The 25,338-nt window shown below is 61.0% G+C and carries 22 protein-coding genes; 11 read left to right on the top strand and 11 right to left on the bottom strand.

From position 1 onward, the window contains the following. Positions 1-71 precede the first annotated feature (71 nt). The 3 genes from gmd (at position 72) to AC0Z8Z_RS14480 (ending at position 3,256) form a co-directional block, all read left to right on the top strand. Positions 72-1,103, top strand: a complete 1,032-nt coding sequence (gmd, locus tag AC0Z8Z_RS14490; protein WP_485619551.1) for a GDP-mannose 4,6-dehydratase — start codon at positions 72-74, stop codon at positions 1,101-1,103. Further along, positions 1,103-1,999, top strand: coding sequence for a GDP-mannose 4,6-dehydratase (locus AC0Z8Z_RS14485; RefSeq protein ID WP_485619550.1), 897 nt, complete (start codon positions 1,103-1,105; stop codon positions 1,997-1,999). Before gmd ends, AC0Z8Z_RS14485 begins: the two co-directional genes overlap by 1 nt. Positions 2,000-2,134: 135 nt before the next feature. Beyond that, complete coding sequence (locus AC0Z8Z_RS14480; RefSeq protein ID WP_485619549.1) at positions 2,135-3,256, top strand: glycosyltransferase family 4 protein; 1,122 nt, start codon at positions 2,135-2,137, stop codon at positions 3,254-3,256. 316 nt (positions 3,257-3,572) lie between these two features. Here the strand turns inward: AC0Z8Z_RS14480 and rhlE1 are convergent, their stop codons facing one another. The 5 genes from rhlE1 to AC0Z8Z_RS14455 form a co-directional block, all read right to left on the bottom strand. After that, the gene (rhlE1, locus tag AC0Z8Z_RS14475) at positions 3,573-4,910 is read right to left on the bottom strand and encodes an RNA helicase RhlE1 (RefSeq protein ID WP_485619548.1); all 1,338 of its coding nucleotides are present in this window, start codon (positions 4,908-4,910) and stop codon (positions 3,573-3,575) included. A 60-nt stretch (positions 4,911-4,970) separates the two neighbouring features. After that, positions 4,971-5,870 (bottom strand): drug/metabolite exporter YedA, encoded by a 900-nt coding sequence (gene yedA / locus AC0Z8Z_RS14470; protein ID WP_485619547.1) that lies wholly within the window; start codon positions 5,868-5,870, stop codon positions 4,971-4,973. A 732-nt stretch (positions 5,871-6,602) separates the two neighbouring features. Further along, positions 6,603-7,229, bottom strand: coding sequence for a 3'-5' exonuclease (locus AC0Z8Z_RS14465; RefSeq protein WP_172609799.1), 627 nt, complete (start codon positions 7,227-7,229; stop codon positions 6,603-6,605). Positions 7,230-7,303: 74 nt separating this feature from the next. Next, positions 7,304-7,783 carry an NYN domain-containing protein gene (locus AC0Z8Z_RS14460; protein ID WP_108121635.1) on the bottom strand — a complete coding sequence of 160 codons (480 nt, stop codon included), beginning with the start codon at positions 7,781-7,783 and terminating at the stop codon, positions 7,304-7,306. A 273-nt stretch (positions 7,784-8,056) separates the two neighbouring features. Next, positions 8,057-8,866, bottom strand: coding sequence for a DUF2076 domain-containing protein (locus AC0Z8Z_RS14455; protein ID WP_485619546.1), 810 nt, complete (start codon positions 8,864-8,866; stop codon positions 8,057-8,059). 189 nt (positions 8,867-9,055) lie between these two features. On the opposite strand from AC0Z8Z_RS14455, the gene AC0Z8Z_RS14450 reads away from it, so the two are divergent. From AC0Z8Z_RS14450 to AC0Z8Z_RS14440, 3 genes are all read left to right on the top strand, one after another. Then, complete coding sequence (locus AC0Z8Z_RS14450) at positions 9,056-9,709, top strand: YciC family protein (protein WP_485619545.1); 654 nt, start codon at positions 9,056-9,058, stop codon at positions 9,707-9,709. A 4-nt stretch (positions 9,710-9,713) separates the two neighbouring features. Next, entirely contained in the window at positions 9,714-10,808 is a 1,095-nt protein-coding gene (locus tag AC0Z8Z_RS14445) for an endonuclease/exonuclease/phosphatase family protein (RefSeq protein WP_485619544.1), read from the top strand. Positions 10,809-10,893: 85 nt separating this feature from the next. Continuing rightward, entirely contained in the window at positions 10,894-12,504 is a 1,611-nt protein-coding gene (locus AC0Z8Z_RS14440; RefSeq protein WP_485619543.1) for a diguanylate cyclase domain-containing protein, read from the top strand. A gap of 82 nt (positions 12,505-12,586) precedes the next feature. Here the strand turns inward: AC0Z8Z_RS14440 and AC0Z8Z_RS14435 are convergent, their stop codons facing one another. Together AC0Z8Z_RS14435 and hrpB are read right to left on the bottom strand one after the other, a co-directional pair. Continuing rightward, on the bottom strand, positions 12,587-13,576 hold the full coding sequence (locus AC0Z8Z_RS14435) for a hypothetical protein (protein WP_485619542.1): 990 nt from the start codon (positions 13,574-13,576) through the stop codon (positions 12,587-12,589). 578 nt (positions 13,577-14,154) lie between these two features. Further along, complete coding sequence (gene hrpB, locus AC0Z8Z_RS14430; protein WP_485619541.1) at positions 14,155-16,686, bottom strand: ATP-dependent helicase HrpB; 2,532 nt, start codon at positions 16,684-16,686, stop codon at positions 14,155-14,157. 144 nt (positions 16,687-16,830) lie between these two features. Between hrpB and AC0Z8Z_RS14425 the strand changes: the two genes are divergently transcribed. Next, positions 16,831-17,256 carry a polyribonucleotide nucleotidyltransferase gene (locus AC0Z8Z_RS14425; protein ID WP_122536914.1) on the top strand — a complete coding sequence of 142 codons (426 nt, stop codon included), beginning with the start codon at positions 16,831-16,833 and terminating at the stop codon, positions 17,254-17,256. A 25-nt stretch (positions 17,257-17,281) separates the two neighbouring features. Then, positions 17,282-18,187, top strand: a complete 906-nt coding sequence (locus AC0Z8Z_RS14420; protein ID WP_485619540.1) for a cation diffusion facilitator family transporter — start codon at positions 17,282-17,284, stop codon at positions 18,185-18,187. 552 nt (positions 18,188-18,739) lie between these two features. Here the strand turns inward: AC0Z8Z_RS14420 and AC0Z8Z_RS14415 are convergent. After that, on the bottom strand, positions 18,740-19,423 hold the full coding sequence (locus tag AC0Z8Z_RS14415) for a DUF6515 family protein (RefSeq protein ID WP_122624016.1): 684 nt from the start codon (positions 19,421-19,423) through the stop codon (positions 18,740-18,742). 63 nt (positions 19,424-19,486) lie between these two features. Between AC0Z8Z_RS14415 and AC0Z8Z_RS14410 the strand changes: the two genes are divergently transcribed. From AC0Z8Z_RS14410 to AC0Z8Z_RS14400, 3 genes are all read left to right on the top strand, one after another. Then, positions 19,487-19,936 carry a hypothetical protein gene (locus tag AC0Z8Z_RS14410; RefSeq protein ID WP_485619610.1) on the top strand — a complete coding sequence of 150 codons (450 nt, stop codon included), beginning with the start codon at positions 19,487-19,489 and terminating at the stop codon, positions 19,934-19,936. A gap of 409 nt (positions 19,937-20,345) precedes the next feature. Further along, positions 20,346-20,825: an Lrp/AsnC family transcriptional regulator gene (locus tag AC0Z8Z_RS14405; RefSeq protein WP_074893299.1), complete on the top strand. Its 480-nt coding sequence runs from the start codon at positions 20,346-20,348 to the stop codon at positions 20,823-20,825. Between the two features lie 23 nt (positions 20,826-20,848). Continuing rightward, entirely contained in the window at positions 20,849-21,055 is a 207-nt protein-coding gene (locus tag AC0Z8Z_RS14400) for a DUF2788 domain-containing protein (RefSeq protein WP_485619539.1), read from the top strand. 1 nt (position 21,056) lies between these two features. Here AC0Z8Z_RS14400 and AC0Z8Z_RS14395 read toward each other — a convergent pair whose 3' ends face one another. The 3 genes from AC0Z8Z_RS14395 to AC0Z8Z_RS14385 all read right to left on the bottom strand — a co-directional run bounded on the left by AC0Z8Z_RS14395 (position 21,057) and on the right by AC0Z8Z_RS14385 (position 24,976). Continuing rightward, positions 21,057-21,689 (bottom strand): rRNA large subunit pseudouridine synthase E, encoded by a 633-nt coding sequence (locus AC0Z8Z_RS14395; RefSeq protein ID WP_485619538.1) that lies wholly within the window; start codon positions 21,687-21,689, stop codon positions 21,057-21,059. Positions 21,690-21,772: 83 nt separating this feature from the next. Beyond that, the gene (gene amn / locus AC0Z8Z_RS14390; protein WP_485619537.1) at positions 21,773-23,236 is read right to left on the bottom strand and encodes an AMP nucleosidase; all 1,464 of its coding nucleotides are present in this window, start codon (positions 23,234-23,236) and stop codon (positions 21,773-21,775) included. 93 nt (positions 23,237-23,329) lie between these two features. Continuing rightward, the gene (locus AC0Z8Z_RS14385) at positions 23,330-24,976 is read right to left on the bottom strand and encodes an acyl-CoA dehydrogenase family protein (RefSeq protein ID WP_485619609.1); all 1,647 of its coding nucleotides are present in this window, start codon (positions 24,974-24,976) and stop codon (positions 23,330-23,332) included. Positions 24,977-25,338 lie beyond the last annotated feature (362 nt).

The following is a 25,338-nucleotide window of genomic DNA, read 5'->3' as shown; positions in this document are numbered from 1 at the left end:
CATACGCACCTGCCCACATCATCTACCCAACACGTGCGGTAAAGCACTAAGACGGAGTTCAAAGGATTCGCATGAAAGCAATCGTTACCGGCATCACTGGTCAAGACGGCGCCTACCTGGCTGAACTGCTGCTTGGCAAGGGCTACACCGTCTACGGCACCTATCGTCGTACCAGTTCTGTCAATTTCTGGCGGATCGAAGAACTGGGCATCCAGAACAATCCAAATCTGCACCTAGTCGAGTACGACCTGACCGACCTGTCGGCCAGCATCCGCCTGCTGCAGACCACCGAAGCCACCGAGGTGTACAACCTCGCTGCGCAGAGCTTCGTGGGCGTTTCTTTCGAACAGCCAATCACCACCGCCGAAATCACCGGCCTGGGCGCTGTAAATCTGCTGGAAGCCATCCGTATCGTTAACCCGAAAGTCCGCTTCTACCAGGCGTCGACTTCCGAGATGTTCGGTAAGGTTCAGGCCATTCCTCAGGTTGAAGACACTCCGTTCTACCCGCGCAGCCCTTACGGCGTTGCCAAGCTGTACGCTCACTGGATGACCATCAACTATCGCGAGTCGTACGGCATTTTTGCGACCAGCGGTATTCTGTTCAACCACGAGTCGCCACTGCGCGGCCGTGAGTTCGTAACACGCAAAATCACTGACACCGTTGCCAAGATCAAGCTGGGTCTGCAGGACTCGCTGGTACTGGGCAACATGGACGCCAAGCGCGACTGGGGCTTTGCCAAAGAGTACGTCGAAGGCATGTGGCGCATGCTGCAGGCTGATGAGCCGGACACTTTCGTTCTGGCCACCAACCGCACTGAAACCGTCCGTGACTTCGTCGCCATGGCATTCAAGGCTGTCGACATCACCATCAAGTGGAGTGGCGAAGCGGAAGAAGAAATCGGTACTTGCGCTGCCACTGGCAAGGTTCTGGTTTCGGTCAATCCGAAGTTCTACCGCCCGACCGAAGTTGAGCTGTTGATCGGCAACCCGGCCAAAGCCAAGGAAGTACTGGGCTGGGAGCCTAAGACCAACCTGGAAGAGCTGTGCCGCATGATGGTCGAAGCTGACCTGCGCCGTAACGAAAAAGGGTTCTCGTTCTGATGAGTATCGCCGGCAAGCGAGCGCTGATAACGGGTATTCATGGATTTACGGGGCGCTATATGGCCGCCGAGCTCACAGCCCAGGGCTGCGAGGTCGTTGGCCTGGGCAGCAATCCGTCCGATGAAGCCAATTATTATCAGGCGGATCTCACCGACCTGGTGGGTCTGAGCAAGCTGCTGGCGGACCTTCAGCCGGACATCGTTGTTCATCTCGCGGCATTGGCCTTTGTCGGGCATGGCGCGGCGGAGGCGTTTTACCAGGTCAATCTGATTGGTACGCGCAACCTGCTCGAAGCCATCGCCCACTGCGGCAAGGCGCCTGAAAGCGTTTTGATCGCCAGCAGTGCCAATGTGTATGGCAATGCGTCGGAAGGGTTGCTTGACGAAAGCACCACGCCGGCGCCGGCCAACGATTACGCCGTGAGCAAGCTGGCCATGGAATACATGGCCAGTTTGTGGTTCGGGCGGTTGCCGATCATCATCGCGCGGCCGTTCAATTACACCGGCGTTGGGCAGGCGGATAACTTCCTGCTGCCGAAGATCGTCAAACACTTCCGCGAGAAGGCCGGGAAGATCGAGCTGGGCAACCTGGATGTCTGGCGCGATTTCAGCGACGTCCGTGCGCTGGTGTCCGCTTACCGCGGGCTGCTGGAGGCCAAGCCGTTCGGCCAGTACGTGAACGTCAGCTCGGGCAAGACTCACTCGCTGCGTGAAGTGCTCGACATGTGTCGCGCCATCACCGGCCACGACCTTACCGTCGAAGTGAATCCTGCTTTCGTGCGGGCCAACGAGGTCAAGACCTTGTGCGGCGACAACAGCAAGCTGAAGTCGCTGGTCCCAGGCTGGCAGACGCCAGAGCTGAGCGAAACGCTTGGCTGGATGCTGGCAGACGCATAACTCCGCAGTACCCAACCCGAAGCGCCGTGAGGTGCTTCGGGTTTTCCTTTATTCTCCGCTCCACACATCCCCGCCTTGCCCGCAACGCACCTATCGCGAGAACAGCGGACGTTATCGTTTCGTCAGAGAATCCTGATGACCAAAGTTTTGCACTTCTTCAAAACCTACTTCCCGGAAAGCAAGGGCGGTGGCGTCGAGCAAGTTATCTTCCAACTGGCACAGGGTTGCCAGAGCCACGGGATCGAATCCCAGGTGCTGTCGCTGAGCACACAAGGCGCGGCGCGTAACGAGACGGTCGGCAATCACATCGCACACCGCTCAAAACAGGATCTGTATGTCGCGTCGACGGGGTTCTCGTTGTCGGGCATCAGGGATTTCAAAGAGCTCGCGCATGAAGCCGACATCGTGCATTACCACTTCCCGTGGCCGTACATGGACATCGCGCACTTCGCCGCGCAAATCAAAAAGCCGACGGTGGTGAGTTACCACTCGGACATCATCAAGCAGAAGACGCTGCTCAAGCTGTATGCGCCGCTGATGAATCGTTTTCTGAGGAGTGTCGACCGGATTGTCGTGTCTTCGCCGAACTATGCCGCCAGCAGCGACGTGCTGACTCGCTTCAAGGATAAGGTCGAGATCATTCCCTTTGGGCTTGATCGCGCCACCTACCCTGCCCCGTCTCAGGTAAAACTCGAGCACTGGAAGCACCAACTGGGCGAGCGCTTTTTTCTGTTCGTCGGTGCGCTGCGCTACTACAAGGGCCTGGATTTCCTGCTGGAAGCGGCGCACAAAAATGGCTTGCCGGTTGTGATCATGGGCGGCGGGCATCAGGAGCTGGAACTCAAAGCAAAGGCCAAGGCGCTCGGGCTCAGCAATGTCGTGTTTGTGGGCAGCCTGCCGGATGAAGACAAGAACGCGCTGCTGATGCTGTGTGAGGCGTTTGTGTTCCCGTCCCACCAGCGTTCGGAATCGTTCGGCATCTCGCTGCTGGAAGCAGCGATGTATGGCAAGCCGATGATCTCGTGCGAGATGGGGACTGGCACAACCTTCATCAACATTGCGGACGAAACGGGTCTGGTGGTCCCGCCACGGGATCCGGAAGCGTTGGCGGTTGCGATGAATACACTGTGGGATGACAGAGAGCGGGCACAGCAGATGGGGTTGAAGGCGGTGCAGCGATTTGAGTCGATGTTTACGTCGGAGAAGATGGTGCAGGGGTATGCGGATCTTTATCAGGATGTGCTGCGCGGGCGTTAGGCGCCCCAGTGGGACTGGCATTCGCATGCACGTGTAGGACTGGCTTTAGCCGGGAAGGCGTCAGTTGCCACATCGCAAAATTGATGGCGCTCACACCGGCCTCTTCCCGGCTGAAGCCGGTCCTACTGACACAGCGCGGTCACCTAGTGGGACCGGCTTTAGCCGGGAAGGCGTCAGTTGTTACACCGCAGAATTGATGGCGCTCACATTGGCCTCTTCCCGGCTAAAGCCGGTCCCACGAAGAGCACGCATTCATTCAGTGGGACTGGAGGTCCGGGCACTGGTGAGATCGCCCGGACTCGCGCCGCATTGTCTCTTACGGCTTACGCTTGCGCGGCCCGGTGTTGAACACCGGCACTTTGCGCACTGGCTTGATGGACGGCACTTCTGCCGCCGCTTCGCCGCTATCGACCCATTTGCCCAGATTGCGTTTGCCGCCTCCGCCACCGCTTTTCGGTTTCTTTGGCTTTTTCGGTTTCTTCAGAATCTGCCCGGTTGAGTCGGTAGCCGGCACGCGGTGTTCCGGGATGAAATCCGGTTCTTCGCGGCGTTGCAGGGTCTGGCGGGTAAGCATTTCGATGGCGCTGAGCAGGTCGACTTCGTCGGCGCACACCAGGGAGATCGCTTCACCGGTCTGGCCCGCGCGGCCGGTGCGGCCGATGCGGTGGATGTAGTCTTCGGCAACGATCGGCAGGTCGAGGTTGACCACGGTCGGCAGGTCGTCGATGTCCAGACCGCGAGCCGCCACATCGGTGGCAACCAGGATCTGCACGTCGCCGCTCTTGAAGCGATCCAGCGCGCGCTGGCGAGTGGCCTGGGGCTTGTCGCCATGGATGCCGTCTGCGTTGAGGCTCAGGCCTTGCAGGCGCTCGACCAGCTGGTCGACACCGACGCGGGTTTTCGCGAACACCAGCACCTGACCCCAGCGATGCTTCTTGAGCAGATGAATGAACAGCTCGCTCTTGCGCTTCTTGTCGACGGTGACGATCCACTGCTTCACCGACGAGGCCGCGACGTTACGCGGGCTGACTTCGATGGTCAGCGGGTTATCGAGCATCTGCCCGGCCAGCGCGCGAATCGCATCGGAGAAGGTCGCGGAGAACAGGAGCGTCTGGCGGCGCTTCGGCAGCGCGGCGTAGATGTCGCGCAGCTCTTCGGAGAAGCCAAGGTCGAGCATGCGATCGGCTTCGTCGAGGATGAGGGTCTGCAGTTGCGAGAATTTCACCGCGTTCTGGCGATACAGGTCGAGCAGCCGACCGGGAGTGGCGACCAGCACATCAACGCCTCGGCGCAGTTTCATCATTTGCGGGTTGATGCTGACGCCGCCGTAGGCCGCGTAAGTGGTCAGCGGCAGGTGCTCGGCGTATTGCGCGATGGCTTCGTGAACCTGTTCAGCCAGTTCGCGGGTCGGTACCAGCACCAGCGCACGCACGGAATTGGCAGCGACCTTCGGGCCTTCCATGGTCAGGCGTTGCAGCAATGGCAGCGCGAAACCTGCGGTCTTGCCGGTGCCGGTCTGGGCGGCGGCCATGAGGTCGCGACCTTCGAGCACGGGCGGAATCGCCTGGGCCTGAACGGGGGTGGGAGTCTGGTAGCCCAGTGTTTCGAGGGCACGCAGCAGGGGTTCGATCAGGCCGAGGGAGGCGAATGTCATTTCAGTACCGTTGGAAAAAGGTCAGCGCACAAGAGTCTGTAGAAGACGATGGCGCGCAGTTTACCCTTTCTGCACCGGTTTCTGCTTGCGCCACTGCGGCAGGCCGATGAGCACGACGGCGCTGATGATCACCGCCATCGCCGCACCTTCCGCCCAGCCGATGTGTTCGCCGGCGAACAACACGCCCAGCAACACCGCCACCGCCGGGTTGACGTAGCAATAGCTGGTCGCGGCGGCGGGCCGCACGTTCTTCAGCAGGTACATGTAGGAGCTGAACGCGACGATGGAGCCGAACACCACCAGATAGGCCATGACCAGCCAGCCGGACAGGCCGGGAGACTGGGTCATGCGCTCGCCGCTCACGAAACTGCCAAGCAACAGCACGGCGCCGGCTACCAGCATTTCGCAGGCGCTGGCCATCGGTCCGGCGGGCAATGGCAGGTAGCGGCTCCACACCGAACCGAACGCCCAGGTCGCCGCGGCGAAGATCACCAGCGCGGCGCCCATGGGGCTGGCCTGCAGGTTCGAGCCAAGGTTGAGCAAGGAAATGCCGACGAGGCCGAGCAGGATGCCGGCCCATTCCAGACCGGTATTGCGATGGCCCCAGAACAGGCCGAACAACAAAGTGAACAGCGGCACTGAGGCCACCGCCAGTGCCGCGACGCCGGAGGCAACGCCTGCATGTTCCGCCAGGGTCACGCCGCCGTTGCCGCAGGCGAGCAGCAGAAAGCCGATCATCCCTGCGGATTTCCACTGCTTCCAGGTCGGCATCGGCGCGCCACGAAAGCGCATGAAGGCAAACAGGATGGAGCCGGCGATGGTGAAACGCACCCCGGCCATCATCAGTGGAGGCCAGGTTTCGATACCGATGCGGATGGCGAGATAGGTTGAGCCCCAGATCACATAAAGCGCGAAAAAGGCCCCGATGAGCAGCAGGGGAAAACGGCGGGCGGCAGGCATGAAAGGCTCTAGTACAGTCGTTTATTGTGGGACTGATTCTAGAAATGTCCGAGCGGTTGACGTCAGTTACAAATGAGGTTTATTCGACCCGTACACTTTCTCGGGGGCTGAAGCGGGGGTTGAGTGCGGCTGGCTGAAGCCAGTCCTGATGAACGCGTACACCCGTGGGACTGGCTTTAGCCGGGAAGGCGTCGGTTGTCACGCTGCAAATTTGATGTCGAGCACGCTGGCCTCTTCCCGGCTGAAGCCGGTCCCACTAAGGGCACGCGTTCATCCAGTAAGACTGGCTTTAGCCGGGAAGACGTTGGTTGCCGCGCTGCAAATTTGATGTCGAGCACGCTGGCCTCTTCCCGGCTGAAGCCGGTCCCACTAACAGCACGCGTTCATCCAGTGGGACTGGCTTTAGCCGGGAAGACGTCGGTTGTCACGCTGCAAAAGTGATGTCGAACGCGCTGGCCTCTTCCCGGCTGAAGCCGGTCCCACTAAGGGCACGCGTTCATCCAGTGGGACTGGCTTTAGCCGGGAAGACGCTGGTTGCCGCGCTGCAAACGTGATGTTGAACACGCTGGCCTCTTCCCGGCTGAAGCCGGTCCCACTAACAGCACGTGTTCATCCAGTGGGACTGGCTTTAGCCGGGAAGACATTGGTTGCCGCGCTGCAAATTTGATGTCGAACATGCTGGCCTCTTCCCGGCTGAAGCCGGTCCCACTAACAGCACGCGTTCATCCACCCTTATTGACCTGCGGCGAGCCCCCGGTGCTTGCTGATCGCATCCGCAATTTTCTTCGCCGGGACTTTTTGCAGGCTGCACAGCAACTGGTGGGAAACGCCGGCGAGACCGTGGGTGTCGCGCAGTTGATGGCCCAGGTGCAGCGTAAGGTTGGCGGCCATTTCGGCATCGGCCATGGCCCGGTGAGCCTTGCCGGTGTGGGGCAAGCCGGCCCAACTGGTGAGGGTGCCGAGTTTGTGGTTTGGCGCGTGTGGCAGCAGACGTCGTGCCAGCAGCATCGAACAGGCGAAGCTTTGCACGCGATTGCGCTTGATGCGCGACAGCTCGAAGTCCCAGAACTTCTGGTCGAACGAGGCGTTATGCGCCACCAGGGGTGTCAGGCCGACGAACTCGGCGACTTCGTTCATGACCCGTTCAGCCGGCGGCGCGGTGCGCAGCATGCTGTTGCTGATGCCGGTCAGGGACTCGATGAAAGACGGGATGCGCACGCCGGCGTTCATCAGGCTTTGATAGCGCTCGACGATAACGCCCTGCTCCACGATCACCACAGCGATTTCCGTGGCGCGGCAGTAGCTGCTGGGGGAAATGCCAGTGGTTTCGAAGTCGATGACGGCGATACGTTCTTGCATGGAGTGGCCTTCAGAAATAGCGGGGTGGAGCGTTTTGTTTGGTGTGTTGCGGCGCTTGATAAGCGCGTATTGCATCAGGTCTTGAGCAGCAACCCGCCCTCGATCGGCACATAACGACTGGCCGCGCGGATCAACGAATTGGCGGTCAACCCGGGCACGCCGTAGGCAATCGCTTCGACGCCGTGCTTGCTGATGATGCGCTCCAGCAGCAGGTCAAAATCGCCATCGCCGGATGCCAGCACGACTTCGTCGACATTCGGCGCGACGTCCATGATGTCGATGGTGATGCCCACGTCCCAGTCGCCTTTGGCCGAGCCGTCGCTGCGCTGGATGTAGGGCTTGAGTTTGACGGTGAAACCGAGGTTGCGCAGGATCTGCTGGAATTGCTGCTGCTTGCTGTCGCCGCGGTCAATGGCATACGCATAGGCCTCGACGATCTGCCCGCGCTGGCTGATGTCAGCCCACAGGGCGGCGTAATTGAAGTGGCAACCGTGAGCCTGACGCACTGTGTAATACAGATTCTGTACGTCGGCGAAGACCGCGATTCTTCTCACCCAAATTCCTCGATGCGCTGACAAGCGACAAGGGCCCGAAGACCGGACCGGTGCTCAGTATGCCAGTTTGGGGAAGGGATTGAAGGATTGGGTGCGGAGGGCCGCTAGTTAGCAACGCTGCAGATGCGCGGGCCACGCTGGCATTAACTGTGGGAGCGAGCTCGCGAAGAGGCCGGGACACACGCTGGATATTTAGCGTTTGGTCCGCCGTCTTCGTGAGCAAGGTGGAGCGCCACCCCGATCACTCCCACCGGGAGGCGTTAGCTGCGGGTCTCAGACGAACGAATCGTCGTCATCAAACAAGCCACCACCGGTGTCGCTGCCGTAGTCGGTATCGGCGAAGCCGTTGGAATCACTGCCCCAGGCGTCGTTGCCGGTACTGTCATTACCCGTCACGCGCTGCTGGTCGTCACCCCAACTACCGCTGCCGCCCTGATCATGCTCGGCAGCAGGCTGGGCTGGCTGTTCCTGGATGATCTCGACGATTTCCTGCGGTTGGCTGTTGTGGTGGAAAAGGCTGCTGATGCCTTCCGCCAGCATCACACCACCTGCCACGCCCGCTGCGGTTTTCAGCGCGCCGCCGAGGAAACCACTGCCGACCGGTGCAGCCGGTGCCTGTTGCGGCTGGGCATAATTTTGCTGTGGTTGAGCATAGTTTTGCTGCGGTGCGCTCGCCGGACCACTTTCACGCCAGCCGCCCGAGGAAGGCTGCGGACTGGAAGGACGGGAGAACGACGAAGCCGGCTGCTGAGCCTGTGGCTCGCGGGAACCGCCGCCAAAGATGCTCGACAGAAAGCCACCGCCATTGCCCGACTGCGCGGGTGCGCCGGATTTGGCCCGTTCCAGTTCAGCCCGCAGTTGTTGAATTTGCTCGTCGCGCTGACGGCTCTGGGCCTCAAGCTGCTTGATCGCGACTTCCTGCACCAAAATCGACTGCGCCATGTAATAAGGCGCGGCAGGCTGGCGAGTCAGGTGCTCCTTGATCAGCGCTTCGGCCTGCGCATCACGGGGGGCCGATTCGGTTTCTGCTTGTTTGAGCTTGCCAAACAAGCCGTCGATCAGGGTTTGTTCTTCGCTGTTCATGGCGACCTCGTTAGATTGCCGTAGGAATTCTGTTCTGGGCCATTGCCCGGACACATCCAGTAATGGGGCTGTTCAAGGGCGTTTCAATAGGATGTACAAAAAGTTAAGAAGGACGGTCTGCCGCCGCCGGTTGGCCCGTTTTACTGCTCTACGTTACAGTGTCGGCCTGCTTATCCTTGTGATCCGTTCATGAATCCGCTGACCATTCTGCAAGACTCGTTTTATTTCTTCCGACGTAACTTCGGCAGCATTCTTACGCTGTGCCTGCCACTGGTGGTGCTGGAGGCCCTGGCTAAACAGCTCATCGGTTTCGGGCAGAGCACCGGGGCCGCGCCACTGTTGATCGGGTTGCTTTTCTACCCGCTGTACACCGGCGCGCTCATTCTTTTTATGGACGCCAAAACCCGTGGCGAAGAACCGGTCAAATCCAACCTGTGGGCCGTTGCGTTGCGCCTGTGGCCCACCTTCGCGGTGCTGACGGCGCTTAGCACGCTGCTGATCATGGCCGGCATGTCGCTGTTCATCCTGCCCGGCGTGTGGGTGATGATCAAACTGGTGCTGTCCGAATACCTGCTGGTGTTGCGCGGAATGGGGCCGCTGGAAGCGATGCGCGAAAGCTTCAGAATGACTCAGGGCCACGTCATTCGGATTTTCGCCTGCGTGCTGTGCGTTTACATCCCGCTGTCGCTGCTTGAAGCGCTGAGTTATTACGTGCTGCCGGACCAGCAAAGCCCGATGCTGTCGATTGCGGTGAACAGTGTTTCCAGCTTCCTGCAGTTGTTTATCAGCGTGGTGATGTTCCGGTTGTTCATGCTCATCGACCCACCCGCCCGGTCGGTCTGAAAAAATGGCACGCCCGACGCGGTATCTGCTTTACCTCGCGGTGGGTGCCGGGCTGTTCGCGGTATTGCTCTATGACATGACCTGGCACCCTGCCCGACACGAGAAGGCGGCGGTGTCTTGCAACGCGAAGGACGGAAAGCCACCGGTATTGGCGCCCGGTCAGACGCTGAAAGTGATGACCTGGAACATTCAACACCTGGCCGGCAAGCGCTATGTCTTCTGGTACGACCTGCCCGACGACAGCGGCCCGGACGAGCGGCCGACGCCGGAAGACCTGGCCTTCAACCTTGATGAAGTGGCGCGGGTCATTCGCGACGAGCAACCGGACATCGTGTTGCTGCAGGAAGTCGACGAGGGTGCGAAGAACACCGACTACGGCAACCAACTCGCCCTGCTCCAGGCCCGTGTCGCCGACCTCTACCCCTGCAGCAGCGAAGCGTTTTACTGGAAGTCCGACTTCGTGCCGGATCGTCACATCTTCGGCAGTGTCGGCCGCAAGCTGGCGACACTGAGCCGCTATCAACTGGACAGCGCCGAACGCCTGCAACTGCCCTCGCCTTCCGGGCTCTTCATTAGCCGTCTGTTTCAACCTCGGCCTGCAATGCTCGTCAGCTACCTGCCGTTGAGCGATGGCCGACGTCTGGCGGTGACCAATACACAGCTAATCGATGCCCAATCAGGCGGCGACGTGCAACAGCGCCAAGTCGCGGCGGTTCTTGAGTTGCAGCAAGCCTTCGAACAGAACGGCACGCTGTGGATAAGTGGCGGGGATTTCAATCTGCTACCGCAGGGGCAATATCAGCGGCTGCCCGCCGAACAGCGCGCGCCGTATTCGGCAGAGAGCGAGCTGCGTGGCTTGTGGGAAAGCTTCCCGATGATCCCGAGCAATGAAGACGTGACCGGTGAGGATCGTCGGAAGTGGTACACCCGCTTCCCCAACGACCCCCGCATCAGCGGCCCGGACCGGACGCAGGATTTTCTGTTCTACAGCCCGAAGCTGCAGCGGATCGAAGCGAGGGTGAGGCAGGCGGACACGTTATTGATTTCTGATCACATGCCGGTCATTGCGCGACTGCAAGTGACCATGCCGGGCGAGTAAATGCTTAAGAAACCCTAGTGATCGCCGATAGCTTTTTCAAGAATGCCAGGGACCGAAGGCGTTTGACTCCCACTGGCGAACTATCATGCAGCTGCTCCCCTTTCAAAGCCTGCGGGCGAAGTTCGCAGTGGTTGTCGCGCTCGCCGTGCTGGTCATCACTTGCATCTTCGGCAGTGTGATTGGCGCGTCCGCCATATCCAGACACAAAGAGCAGACCGGACATCAGCTGGCGGAATATGCGGCCTCGATGATCGATCGACTTGATCGTGACATGCACAGCCGCGCCAAGGAGCTCAGCGTGCTGAGTGATCTGGAGGCACTGCGCAACCCCGCAAACGTCGCCGAAGCGCGAAGCCTGCTTAATCACCTCAACGCTCAGTTCCCGAGTTATTCATGGATCGGCCTCACCGACACCCAGGGCACGGTGGTCGCGTCCACGGGCCGTTTGCTTGAGGGTCTCAGCATCGCGCACAGGCCCGTATTCATGGAGGGGCAGGACAAAACCTTTGTTGGTGACGTGCATGAAGCCGTCATGCTCGCCAAGCTCTTGCCCAACCCATCGGGCGAGACGATGAAGTTTGTCGATATCAGCATGCCGGTAAAGGACAAGGCTGGAAACTTCATCGGCGTGTTGGCCAGCCACCTCTCATGGCAGTGGGCGGCAGAAATTGGGCGGACCATGTTCGAGCCGCTGAAGAAGAGCCTTCCGGGGCTGGAGTTTCTGGTCGTGAGCAAAGACGGCATCGTCTTGCTCGGTCCCAAGCAGCTCATCGGCAAGCCCAGTGAGGCCGGCATCGACCATAAAAGCGAGGCCCGCTGGACGGTGCGCGAGTGGCAGGACGGCAGAACATATGTGGTGGGCGCTGCCGAAAGCGCCGGTATCGATGGTTACCCCGGGCTGGGCTGGACCGTTGTGACGCGTCAGCCGGCAGAGGTTGCATTTGCCGAGGCAAACGGGCTGCGGGCGGAAATCTTGCTGTGGGGCAGCTTGTTGTCCATCGCCTTCGCGGTGTTGGGATGGTTCGTGGCCGGCGTTATCACCCGTCCCCTCAACCAGATCACCGATGCCGCAATGCGCCTGTCCGAAGGCGATGACGTCGCCATTCCGCTCATAAAAGGCAGCCTTGAGGTTGAAAAGCTGAGCATGGTCATTCGACATCTGGTCGAGAGCCTGACTCAAAAGAAGGGTCAGTTGGCGCTTATCAAGGGCGTCGCCTACCGCGACACGGTCACAGGTCTGCCCAACCGTGCTGCGTTGGAAAACTACGTCAAGAGTGTGCAAGACGAACCCGGGCCGCCGCCTGCTTTCGGCGTGCTATGCCTGGACCTCGATGGGTTCAAACCGGTGAATGATCGTTTCGGCCATGCGGTGGGGGACGCCCTGCTCCATTCAGTCGGCCTGCGCCTTTCGAGTACCGTGCGCGATGGCGACATTGCAGTGCGCCACGGCGGTGACGAGTTTGTGCTGCTTCTGCGATTGAAGACCGGCGAATCATTGGCCAGCGTGCAAGGCGCTGCTCAGCGCATCATCAAAAAGATCGCCGAGCCGGTCATACTGGCCGGCAAGGAAATCAGGATTGGCTGCAGCATTGGCGGCGCAGTGTGGACCGAGGGTGACTTTGCGGACGCGCTGGGCATGGCTGACAAAGCCCTCTATCGCGCCAAACGCGCGGGCAAATCCCAGGCGCAGTTTTGACCTCGCCGCGAGCCTGACCTTCCTGACTGCTCCCCCTGTGCGGAAGAATCCCCCCGCCGGTCCATCGGCGGGGTAAGGCATCTTAATGCTGGTAGATCGTGGCCGAGTTGCCGCTGCCGCCCGTCTGGCTGACGTTGGCGACCATGTTGTTGCCGGTCTGAGTGACAGCGACCAGGTTAGTGGTGCCAGACAAAGCGCCGCCCAGGCCGGTCTGGCTGACCACGGCGCGGTTGTTGTTGCCCGTCTGTAGCAGGGTTTCTTCGTTAAAGGTGCCGGTCTGGGTGCTGGACGAATAGTTGTTGTTACCGCGCTGCTGGAAATCACCTTTCATACCGCTGCCGGTCTGATACAGGCTGGCGGTGTTGAAGTTACCGCTCTGCAACATACTGGCGGAGCTCAACTGATTGCTGGTCTGCTGAATGGAGCCGCTGTTGCTGTTGCCGTCCTGCTGCAGAATGGCCGACACCCGATTCGAGTTGTACTGCTGCGAAATAGTACCGGTGTTGCCGTTGCCCGACTGTGTAACAGAACCGGTCACCGTATTGTTGTTGTTTTGTTGGGTAAGATTACCAACGTTGTAGCTGCCGGACTGAGTAATGCCGCCCCCGATGATAGTACTGTTATGTGCCTGATAAAGACTCGCTGTGTTATTACTCCCTCCGCCTTGAGTAATGCTGGCGCTTGTGCGGTTATTGCCATCCTGGGCGATAGTGGCGGTACTGTAGCTGCCGGACTGGTCTAGCTCAGCGACTTGAGGCAGCGAACTACCGCCGCCCTTTTGCGTCACGGTTGCCGTGTTATTGTTTCCGGCCTGCTTGGCCGAAGTAAAGTTGGAGAAACCATCCTGCTTGATGCTCAGAGTGCTGTAGGTCGCACTCTGGCGTGCGCCTGTGCTGTTCCGGGTTCCCGTCTGATCAATGTTGACCGTTGACTGGGTCGCGCCTTGCTGCTCGGCATGCAAACTGTTACTTGTGCCGTCCTGGGTGGTATTGACGGTGCTGGAGTCCGCCACGGCGGCCCCCGAAAGTGCAGCGAGGACTGCGAGGGACAGAAGTGCTTTACGTGCGTGCATGAAAAATCACCTTTATTTCAGCTTTATGATGGTTTGCGCGTTGTGACCCGAGGCAGGGTCGCCAAAGAACGGAGAGCGTTGATCATCAAGAATGGCCCGAAACATCTGTGCTGCGGCATCAGCTTCAATATCAGGGGAGAACGTGCAGTGCGTATGCCGTTGCAGCAAACGAATGATCGGAAGGCCCTGAGGCCAGGGCCTCGGATGCTGGCTGTCATAAGCTCCCAACAGAATGGAGCTCCCGCTAGTTATATACGAGTTATCGCGCTTTGCCAGTCAATACGGTAAATATAAGTTTTCTTTTTATTGGCGCCAATGGTCAATATTAATTGGCGCGACCACCTGACAAAAAAGTTATTTGATCAGTGATCGGAAACATGACGCCATTTTCCTGCCTGACGCCATTACCCCACATTCAAAAAGTTAATAACGAGTTGTCGAAAGACTTTGCATCGACGCCAGGCATATAACAATCCTTGATTGGTCCGATTGACCCGCTAAAGAACTTGAGTCTTGTACCCCGTTCATCCTTGAGACCAAATAAGCTAAAAATGTGTGCGCCGCCTCGACCCCAGAAATCACTTCCTTGGCTTCACCCGCGCAGTCGGTTCGGCGATCAAAGGATCGTCCGGCCAATAGTGCTTCGGATACCGGCCCTTCAAATCCTTCTTCACCTCGGCATAGGTGCTGCGCCAGAAGTTGGCGAGGTCCTGGGTGACTTGCACCGGGCGGCGTGCGGGGGACAGTAGGTGCAGTTTGACGATCTGCCGGCCGTTGGCGATGCGCGGGGTGTCAGCCAGGCCGAAAAGCTCCTGCAAACGCACCGCGAGAATGGGCGGGGACTCACTGTAATCCAGGCGCACTGATGAACCCGATGGCACGGTCAGGTGGTGCGGCGCCAGTTCTTCCAGCCGCTGGGGCAATGGCCAGGGCAGCAGGTTGTGCAGGATCGATGACAGGTCAAGATTGCCGAAGTGGCTCAGTCGCGTGACCTTGCCCAGGTACGGCAGGAGCCAGTGGTCCAGCGTCTCCAGCAGCGCATCGTTGCTCACATCCGGCCACTCGCTTTCGCTCTGCGTTTGGAGATCCATCTGACGCAACAGACCGACACGCGCCTGCCACTGGCGCAGCTCCGGCGTCCACGGCAGTAACTCCAGCCCTTTGCGCCGCACCAGCGCCAGCAGCGCCTGCCCCCGCGCCGAATCGTCCAGTCCGGTGAGCGGCTCGCGGCTGATGATGAGCTCCCCGGCCTTGCGCTGACGTTCGGCGCGGAACACGCCCTCACGCTCGTCCCAGTCCAGTTGATCGAACGCGGTCACCTGTTCGGCGAGCACCGAGTCGAACAGGTCGGGATCGAACTCGGCGGCCAGATAGATCCGCTCTTCGCGCTGGCCCTGACGGCTGCCCAGATCAGCCACCACCAGCCACGGCTGCTTCATCAACGCATCTGGCTCGGCGAACAGAGCAGCGCGACCGTTGGCGAGTCGGTACTCCGCGCCGCCAGCACGGCGTTGCTGCGCGACGCGGTCGGGATAGGCCAGCGCCAGCAGCGCGCCAAGCCAGCGCGGGTGATCGGGATCGACGACCGGTTTCCGCGCCGCGCCCTTCAAATAACCACGATATTGCCGCGACAATTGCCGCGCTCGCTGCACGCCGCCCTGCGAGCCTTTCGCTGCGCGTTCTGACCCAGCCAGCAACGTGAGTCGGCTATGGAGGTCGGCACCGGCGCCGCGCAGAATGTCCCGCTCACCGAGCAACGCGGCAACGTCGCAGGCCAGCGGACCCAGACCCAGTTCATGACCGCGCAACAGCAAGTGAGCGATGCGTGGATGCGCAGGCACCTCCGCCATCGACTGGCCGTGGGGCGTGAGTTTCCAGTCTTCACCCGGCTTGCGCGTGAGAGCGCCCAGCCGCGCCAGCAGGTCCTGGGCCTGGGAATAAGCAGCAGCGGGCGGCAGGTCCAGCCAGGTCAGTTGGGTTGGCTCGACACCCCAACGCGCCAATTGCAGCGCCAGGCCGGCCAGGTCAGCCTGAAGGATTTCCGCAGCGCCGTACGCCGCCAACTGATCGTGCTGCGCCTCGGACCACAATCGATAACACACGCCCGGCTCAAGCCGCCCTGCCCGACCCGCCCGTTGAGTGGCGCTGGCCCGGGAGATGCGTTGCGTGTCGAGGCGCGTCATGCCGCTGCCGGGATCGAAACGCGGCACCCGCGCCAGCCCTGCGTCGATGACCACCCGCACACCATCGATGGTCAGGCTGGTCTCGGCGATATTGGTGGCCAGCACCACTTTGCGTTTGCCCTTGGGCGCAGGTTCGATCGCCGCGCGCTGGGCGTTCAGGTCGAGCTCGCCATGCAGCGGGCACAGCAGCACGTCGCTGCGATCGCCAATGGCATCGGCCAACTGTTGATTGACCCGACGGATCTCCGCCTGCCCCGGCAGAAAAACCAGCACGCTGCCGGACTCGTTACCCAGCGCGTCGAGCACGGTCTGCACCACCCGCGGCTCGATGAACTCCCCCGGCTGAAACGGCCGCCCCCACTGCATCGACACCGGGAACATGCGCCCTTCGCTGCTGATGACCGGCGCATCATTAAGTAAGCTCGACAGCCGCGTACCTTCAAGCGTCGCCGACATCAGCAGAATCTTCAGCGGCTGCTCGTCACGAAACAGCGCGCGGCCGTTGAGGCTAAGGGCCAGCGCGAGATCAGCGTCGAGGCTCCTTTCATGAAATTCGTCGAAAATCAGCAGCCCAACACCTTCCAGCGAAGGGTCTTCCTGCAGGCGCCGGGTGAGAATGCCTTCGGTGACCACTTCGATGCGGGTATTAGGGCCGACCTTGCTGTCCAGCCGAATCCGATAACCCACCGTTTCGCCAACGCCCTCCCCCAACTCGCTCGCCAATCTTTCAGCAGCAGCACGAGCCGCCAGGCGCCGGGGCTCAAGCATCAGGATCGTCTGCCCCGCGAGCCACGACTCCCCCAACAGCGCCAGCGGCACGCGGGTGGTCTTGCCCGCGCCCGGCGGTGCTTCGAGCACGGCCTCGTCCCGGTCGGCAAGGGCCTGGCACAAGGCGGGGAGAACGGCATCGATGGGCAGAGAATTCATGAGAGCTCCGGAAACAAGGCGACGATTATACGGCGAGCTGCTGCGGCTTTGTTCACCCTGCCAACGAACTGTCTTCCCCCACGGATACTCTTATTGATTAGGCATTTGCCTTGTATAGTTGCGACTTCTTATGAGGAGATCCCCATGCGCATTCCATCCCGTTTGATTGGCGGTGTTCTGGTTGCCACGCTGCTGACGCAACTGACCGCGTGCGGCAGTATTTTCTACCCGGATCGTCGCGGCCAGATTCAGGGCAGCGGCAGGATGGACCCGGCCATTGTGATACTCGACGCCATCGGCCTGTTGTTCTACATCATCCCCGGTGTGATCGCCTTCGGTGTCGACTTCGCCACGGGCGCGATCTACCTGCCAAGCGGCAATCAGGCGCAGATCGATCCGCAGAAACTTGAACCGGCGGTGCGCGCTGACGGCACGGTCGACAACCTCAAGCTGCAAGCCATCATTCAAACCGAGCTCGGCCGCACATTGCCGCTGGATGATCCCCGCCTGATCCAGCACAAAGGCAGCGTGCAGCAGCTCGCTGCTCTGGGCCTCGTCCCGTCCGCTTGAGATTTTGTGATTTAAAGGAAGCGCCATGAGCACCAGCCCCGAACACGCCCGCTTATTGCGCCTGGCAACCCGCGCATCGCTTGCGGTGGCGAGCACTCTGATCGTTGCCAAGGCGGTTGCGTGGTGGCTCAGTGGGTCGGTGAGTCTGTTGGCCGGGCTGACGGACTCGTTGCTCGATGGCGCCGCCTCATTTCTCAATTTGCTGGCCGTGCATTACGCGCTGCGTCCCGCGGACGATGATCATCGCTACGGCCATGGCAAGGCTGAAGCGCTGTCGGGCATGGCCCAGGCGTTGTTCATTGCCGTGAGCGCGTTCCTGATCGGTTTTCAGGCGGTCGACCGCATCCAGTACCCGCAACCCCTCGGCGATCCGGGTTTGGGTCTGTTGGTGATGGTGTTGTCGATTGGCCTGACGATCGCCTTGCTGATGTTGCAGCACCGCGTGGTGAAGGCAACCGGTTCGGCGGCGATTCGTGCGGACTCCCTGCACTACCGTTCAGACCTGCTGCTCAATTTCAGCATCATGCTGGCGCTGGGGCTCGCCTATTTCGGTTACTCGCAGCTGGACGCCTATTTTGGTCTGGCGATCGCCTTCTACATTTTGTGGAGCGCGATTTCCATTGCCCGGGAGACGGTGTCGGTGCTGATGGACGCTGAATTGCCAGTGGATGTCAGCGCCAGAATGCTCGAACTGGCCGAGGGCGTGCCCGGCGTACTGGGCGCCCACGACCTGCGCACGCGGATCTCGGGGAATCACTGGTTTGTGCAGCTGCACCTGGAGCTGCCGGGCACGCTGACGCTGTCAGTGGCGCACGACTTGTGCGAGCGGGTGGAAGCGGCAATTCAGGACGAATTCCCCAAGGCTGAAGTGCTGGTGCACGCGGATCCTCAGGAAGTGGTGGGTCGTGAGGATGGACCGGTTTTTAATTGAAGGCGTCAGATGTCGCGCCGCAAATCTGATGGCGCTCAATCCGGCGTCTTCCCGGCTAAAGCCGGTCCTACTGACACACCGCGTGCTCTTAGTGGGATCGGCTTTAGCCGGGAAAGCGCTAGGCGTCACGCCGCGAACCTGATAGTGGTCAATCCAGCGTCTTCCCGGCTGAAGCCGGTCCTACTAACCGCGTGCATCTAGTGGGACTGGCTTTAGCCGGGAAGGCGTCAGGCGTCACGCGGCAAATCTGATGGCGCTCAATCTGGCCCCTTCCCGGCTGAAGCCGGTCCTACCGACACACCGCGTGCTCTTAGTGGGACCGGCTTTAGCCGGGAAAGCGTCAGGCGTCACGCTGCGAATTTGATGGTGCTCAATCTGGCCTTTTCCCGGCTGAAGCCGGTCCTACTGACCGCGTGCATCTAGTGGGACTGGCTTTAGCCGGGAAAGCGTCAGGCGTCACGCTGCAAATCTGATGGTGTTCAATCTGGCCGCTTCCCGGCTGAAGCCGGTTCCACTAAAGCAACATGCGTCTGCCGCTACACACTCCCGCCCCTACTGCTGAACGCTATACCCGCGCCCCGCATAACAACTGGCCATTGCCTGACGGTACACGCCCAGCACTTCCGGTGCTGGTTGATACGCTGCGCCCGCGGGGTCGAAATTGCTTTGCTGGACGGCGTAGCGGTAGCAGTCGTAGCGGTCCTGTTCGACTTCCTGTTGCGGCTTGCCTTCAGGCGGATACGCGACAACGTCATAGGGATTCGCGGCCTGCTGAACCGGCTGCGGTTGTTGAGGTGAATACACCGGCTCGACGTTCTGCGGAGGCTCGGCGACTACGTACTCCTGGGTGTTCTGCTCATAGGTGTAATAAGTGCCGGCGGCGACGAAGAACAGCGCGCTGCCCAGCCAGACCTGTTGCGCGTAGTCAGGCAGGTAGCGGACACGAACACCTCGTGGGGGCTGGACGACCACATAACGTGGGCCCTGTGGGCGATACCAGTAACCGCCTGAGTAGAAGTAATCGCCGCCGCGATAAGGCACCCGCGAATAGCCGCCCGGCATGCGATCAATCTCGTAACCCGGGCGATAGCGCGGGCCCGAACCCCAGCCGTCACCATGACCACCGGGGCGGCCGGCCTGCCAGTTGCCGTTATCGGGACGACGGTCGCCGTCGCGCCAGCGGTTGTCTCTGGGCTGGTCGCGATAAAAGCCCTGACGTGGCTCTTGCGTCTGCACGACCGTGTCCGGCCGACCTTGAATGGGCAGGCCACCCTGACGATCCTGCAACTGACGCTGTTGTTGCTGCTGCTCTTGCTGACGGCGTTGCTGGTCCTGCATTTGCTGGCGCTGTTGCTGCTGTTGGCGCTGATCGTCGCGCAGGTTGCGCTCGCGCTCCTGCTGCTGGCGCTGCTGATTGGCGCGCTCTTGCTGATTCTGCTGAATCTGCCGATTTTGCTGCAGCTGTTCCTGCTGGCGCTGCTGCTGTTGTTGCTGCGCCTGCTGCTGGCGTTGTTGCTGCTGCTGACGCTGCTGATCGTCGGCAAACCCGCGCTGGTTCTCTTGCTGCTGGCGCTGCATCTCGAAGCCGCGCTGTTGCTGTTGGCGCTGCTGCTGCTGCTGCTGCTGCTGATTATTGTCGTCGGCCAACACCTGAGCACTGATGCTCAAGGCCAAGAGACTGACACCTGCCAAACGCCAGATGCGCATGTTCATGCTTTCCTCACTACGGCGCGGATACCTATGGGATAGGACTGCGGGTCGGATGCGCCGTTCGCCGCACTCTATCAGCGTGGCGGATGAAACTGTAGAAGCGTGCACTCCGGCCCATACGGAAATTCAGGCACAAAAAAAGAGGGCTCAACGGCCCTCTCTGGAATGCTTCGTCCTGGCTCGACGCTTTTGACGTCGGCTCACCTCGCATCGTCTTCTGGACAGTGCGTAGCCCGGTGGCCTGGTCAACCCTGTCGGGATGGAGGCCGCGGCTGGCCTGATTCGGCGGGCCGCGCTGGACGCTGTGTCCGGGCAGTGATTCTGGTTAAAAGAATAGGCTTTGCCAGACGGCACAGGATTGCGAATGTTGCTGACGAAAACATGACTTGCGCAATAATTCACTTCAGATGAATAATCCTGCGCAATCGATTCCATTAAGGCGCCTGACATGAGCAAGCTCGACAGATATGACTTGAGTATTTTGGCCGAATTGCAGAAGGACGCGCGCATCTCCAATCAGGAGCTGGCCGAGCGCATTGGCCTGTCGCCGTCACCCTGCTCTCGCCGCGTGAAGCAGCTGGAAGACGACGGGTATATCGTAGGTCAGGTCGCGCTGCTGGACCGCAAGAAGCTGGGCCTTAGCCTGACGGCCTACGTGCTGATCGGCATGGATCGCCACACACCCGACCGCTTCGAGAATTTCGAGCAGCACATTCGCAACTTGCCGCAGGTGCTGGAGTGCAGCCTGGTGACCGGTATCGACGCCGACTACCAGTTGAAGGTTGTCGTCCCGGACATGGATCACTATCAGAAATTTCTGCTGGGCCATCTGACTCGCATCGACGGCGTGACCAGCGTGCGCTCCAGCTTCGTGCTCAATCAGGTACTGGCGAGCACCGAATTGCCGCTGGTGCATTTGCGCGGCTGAACTGCATCCGACAGGAGTAGCCCATGGATCCCGCACTGTTTGAAGAATGGATGATGACCCTGTTGATCACCGCGCTGGTCGGGTTCATGGGTTTCATCGTCTGGGATCTGGCGAAGAAATCCAAAGCCGGGCGCTTCGGCACCATCCTGTTGTGCAGCGTTCTGGGCCTGGGGATTCTGGCGTTCGTGATCAAAAGCGTGGTGATCGCCTACCTGGAGCAGCCGCTCTAAATCAAAGCTTCGCCGGCACTTCCCGCCACTGCCCTTGATCGAGCCCGTCAAGGCTCCAGTCGCCTATCCGCACGCGCACCAATCGCAACGTCGGCAGCCCCACCGCCGCAGTCATCCGGCGCACCTGGCGGTTGCGGCCTTCCTTGATGACCAGCTCCAGCCAGCTCGTCGGCACGCTTTTACGAAACCGAACCGGCGGGTTGCGCGGCCATAGCTCCGGCTCGTCCAGTTGCCGCGCTTGTGCCGGCAAGGTCGGACCGTCGTTAAGCTCCACACCATTGCGCAACTGCGTCAACTGCTCTTCAGTGGGCTCGCCCTCTACTTGCACCCAGTAGGTTTTCGCCAGCTTGTGCCTGGGGTCGGCGATGCGCGCTTGCAGTTGGCCGTCGTTGGTCAGCAAGAGCAAACCTTCGCTGTCGCGGTCCAGACGACCGGCCGGGTAGATGCCGGGGACGTCGATGAAGTCCTTAAGCGTCGCCCGGCCTTCGCCATCACTGAACTGGGTCAGCACATCAAAAGGCTTGTTGAACAGAATCAGCCGAGGCTCGGCGGGCGGCGCTTTGGCGACACGCCGGGGCGCGCTCGTACGATCAGGCGAAGGACGGCGGGAATCGGGACGTTGATTGCGGGGCATGGGAAACCGGTGAAAAAATGACAGACACAGAAAGAGCCACTTTAGTGGCCCTTTCGTTGAACGCCTAGCGCCTTAACGGAGCCTTATCGGAACGGCGGCTCGTCGAAGCTGCGCAGTTTGCGCGAATGCAGCGAGTTGAGCTGCGTGCGCATCAGGTCCAGCGCGGCGATGCCGATCTTCAGATGCTGGGTGACGGCACGCTCATAAAACGCGTTGGCCGAGCCCGGCAGCTTGATTTCACTGTGCAGCGGTTTGTCCGACACGCAGAGCAAGGTCCCGTAAGGCACCCGCAGGCGATAACCCTGGGCGGCGATGGTGCCGCTTTCCATGTCCACCGCAACAGCGCGGGACAGGTTGATCAGCGGCCGTTCCTGGGCCCAGCGCAGTTCCCAGTTGCGGTCGTCGTAGGTCAGGACCGTGCCGGTGCGCAGACGCTTCTTCAGATCGTCTCCGCGCTCGCCGGTAACCTGAGCCGCCGACTCCTGCAGCGCCAGTTGCACCTCGGCCAGCGCCGGGATCGGAATGTTCGGCGGCAGCACGCGATCAAGAATACCGTCGCGACGCATGTAGGCGTGGGCGAGCACGTAGTCACCGATGGTCTGCGACTGACGCAGGCCGCCGCAGTGGCCGATCATCAACCAGCAATGGGGACGCAATACCGCGAGGTGGTCGGTGATGTTCTTGGCGTTGGACGGGCCGACGCCGATGTTGACCAATGTCACGCCGTGACCGTCTTCGGCGATCAGGTGATAGGCCGGCATCTGGTAGCGGTGCCAGACCACACCGGAGACGATGGCCTGGGCTTCGCCGTAATCCATGCTCTTGTCGACGACGACGTTGCCGGGCAGGACCATCTTCACAAAGCGCGGGTCATCGCGCAGTTTTTCCAGGCCATGCACGATGAACTGATCGACGTAGCGGTGGTAGTTGGTCAGCAGGATCCACGGCTGAACATGGCGCCAGTCGCTGCCGGTGTAATGCACCAGACGGCGCAGCGAGAAATCCACACGCGCGGCGTCGAACAGCGCGAGCGGCAGCGGATCAGTGTTGGCCCAGTCGTACAGGCCATCGGCGATACCATCGGTGGCGGCGGACAGATCCGTGCTCGGGAAGACGCGGGCCAGGGTCGCGGCGGTCACGCCGGTCCCGGCCAGTTCATCGCCCTGCTCGACCACGTAGGGGTACGGAATGTTTTGCTCGCTGACGCCCACTTCGACCGTCACGGTGAAGTCGTTCATCAACGGCACGAGCTGTTCGAGCAAATATTTGCGGAATGCCGCCGGGTGGGTAACGGTGACGCTGTAGGTGCCCGGCAGCTGAACCTTGGCGTACGCACGCGTGGTCAGCGGCACTTCGCCCTGGCAGTGGTAGGTCAGGCGCAGTTCGGGGTAGCGGAACGTCAGACGCTCGGCGGCATCCGGTTCGACGCGGTCTTTCAGGTAGCGCTTGAGCGCCTGGCTCAAGGCGGTGGTTGCCCGTGCGTGCAGCTCAGCGAGCCGGTCAACGGCGTGTTCGGCAGTTTCTACGACAATGAAAGCTTCGGTCACGATGCATATCCTTCTGATCTTGCAAGCGCGTATCTTGCCTGCAACAGATGACGAAGGCACGAGTTGCCTGCGGCCGACGCAGCAATGAACGCGTCAGACCTGCGGCGATGACCGCGCGACCAGCGCCTGAACATCCACCCCGCGCGGCAAGGCGCCGTAGACACGCCCCGGCCGTTCCAAACGTCCAGCGATAAACCCGTCGCTGACCACGGCATTGCCCGCTTCCAGCAGCAGTTTTGCCTGCAGCGCGACGGCGATGTCTTCTGTGAGTTGCCGGGCGCGGTACTGAATGTCGCCGGTGTCCTGAAACGCCTCTTTCAAGCCGTGAATATGCGCGGCCAGACGCTTGTCGCCATGACCGTCGCCAAGCTCGTCGAACAGCGCGTCCAGCACGCCGGGCTCCTTGGACAACGCGCGCAGGACGTCCAGGCATTGCACATTGCCGGAACCTTCCCACGTCGAATTGACCGGCGCCTCACGGTAGAGGCGCGGCAGGATGGTGTCCTCCACATACCCTGCGCCGCCCATGCATTCCGCCGCTTCGTTGATCATTGCCGGCGCACGCTTGCAGATCCAGTATTTGCCCACCGCCGTCACCAGCCGTGCGAAACGGGCTTCGTGGCCGTCATCCAGACGCTCCAGCGAGCGCCCCATGCGCAGGCTCAAGGCGAGGGCCGCTTCGCTTTCCAGCGCCAGATCGGCGAGCACGTTCTGCATGAGCGGCTGTTCGCTTAGCAAGCGACCGCTGACGCTGCGGTGGGCGCAATGGTGCGCGGCCTGGGTCAGGGCCTGACGCATCAGCGCGCTGGAACCGGTCATGCAATCGAAGCGCGTCATGGCGACCATTTCGATGATGGTCGGCACGCCGCGCCCCTCCTCGCCCACCATCCACGCCAGGGCGCCGCGGAATTCCACTTCGCTGGAGGCGTTGGACCAATTGCCCAGTTTGTTCTTCAGCCGCTGTATGTAGAACGCGTTGCGGGTGTCGTCCGGGCGATGGCGCGGCAGCAGGAAACAGGTGAGGCCCTTGTCGGTCTGCGCCAGGGTGAGGAAGGCGTCGCACATGGGCGCCGAACAAAACCATTTGTGCCCGACCAGTTCATAGGCCTGACCGGGCCCGGGCTGGCCCACCGGATAGGCCCGCGTGGTGTTGGCGCGCACGTCGGTGCCGCCCTGTTTCTCGGTCATGGCCATGCCGATGGTGGCGCCGGCCTTGTGCGCGATGCCGACGTTGCGCGGGTCGTAGTGGGTGGCGAGAATCTTCGGCAGCCAGGTGTCGGCCAGATCCGGTTGCAGGCGCAGGGCTGGCACGCTGGCGAAGGTCATGGTCAGCGGACAACCGCTGCCCGCTTCGGCCTGGGTGTGCAAATAGCTCATCGCCGCGCGGGCAACATGGGCGCCTTCGCGGGGGTCGGTCCACGGCAGCGACGGGATGCCGTGTTCGACCGCTGTCTGCATCAGCTGGTGATACGCCGGATGAAATTCCACCAGATCGATCCGATGGCCATAGCGATCATGGCTGGCAAACACCGGCTTGTTCTGGTTGGCGAGGAAGCCCGCTTCCATCAGCGGGCCGCCGGCCAATGCGCCATAGGCGTCGATTCGGTCCTGGGCCCAGCCGGCACCGAAGCGCCGCGACCACTCTTGCAGCGGCAGGTCGATGCGGTACAGGTTGGTGCCGTCCAGGGACGGCGGCTGATTGGTGACCTCGTGGGTCTCGGCGAACTGATGCAGGTTGATGCGCTGGTCCATGAGGCGACTCCGGTCCGGGCAGCACGCGGCGGTCGTGCAGTTGACCTAGTGAATCACGCACCCCGCCCCGGCGACAGCGCCATAGAAGACGAAATCACGGCGGTTTTGCCTTGTCGATGTGTGGGCTCAGAGTTGATGCACATCAAATGTGGGAGGTTCGCAGTCGTCAAACACAATGGTTTTTTGCGCCGAACATTGTCCCGTGTGGGAGTGACCGGGGTGGCGCCCCACCTTGCTCACGAAGGCGGCATCTCAGCCGCTGAAGATTTAGCGGATGTTCCGTCCTCTTCGTGAGCAAGCTCACTCCCACAGTTCGTTTGTCAGCAGAGACATCTGGGGTGTCCTCATGT

The organism is Pseudomonas sp. 1L-C-7-B-C1, from assembly GCF_057291635.1.
The sequence above is the reverse complement of the archived record's forward strand: the minus strand, read 5'-3'. Positions and strand labels throughout refer to the sequence as shown.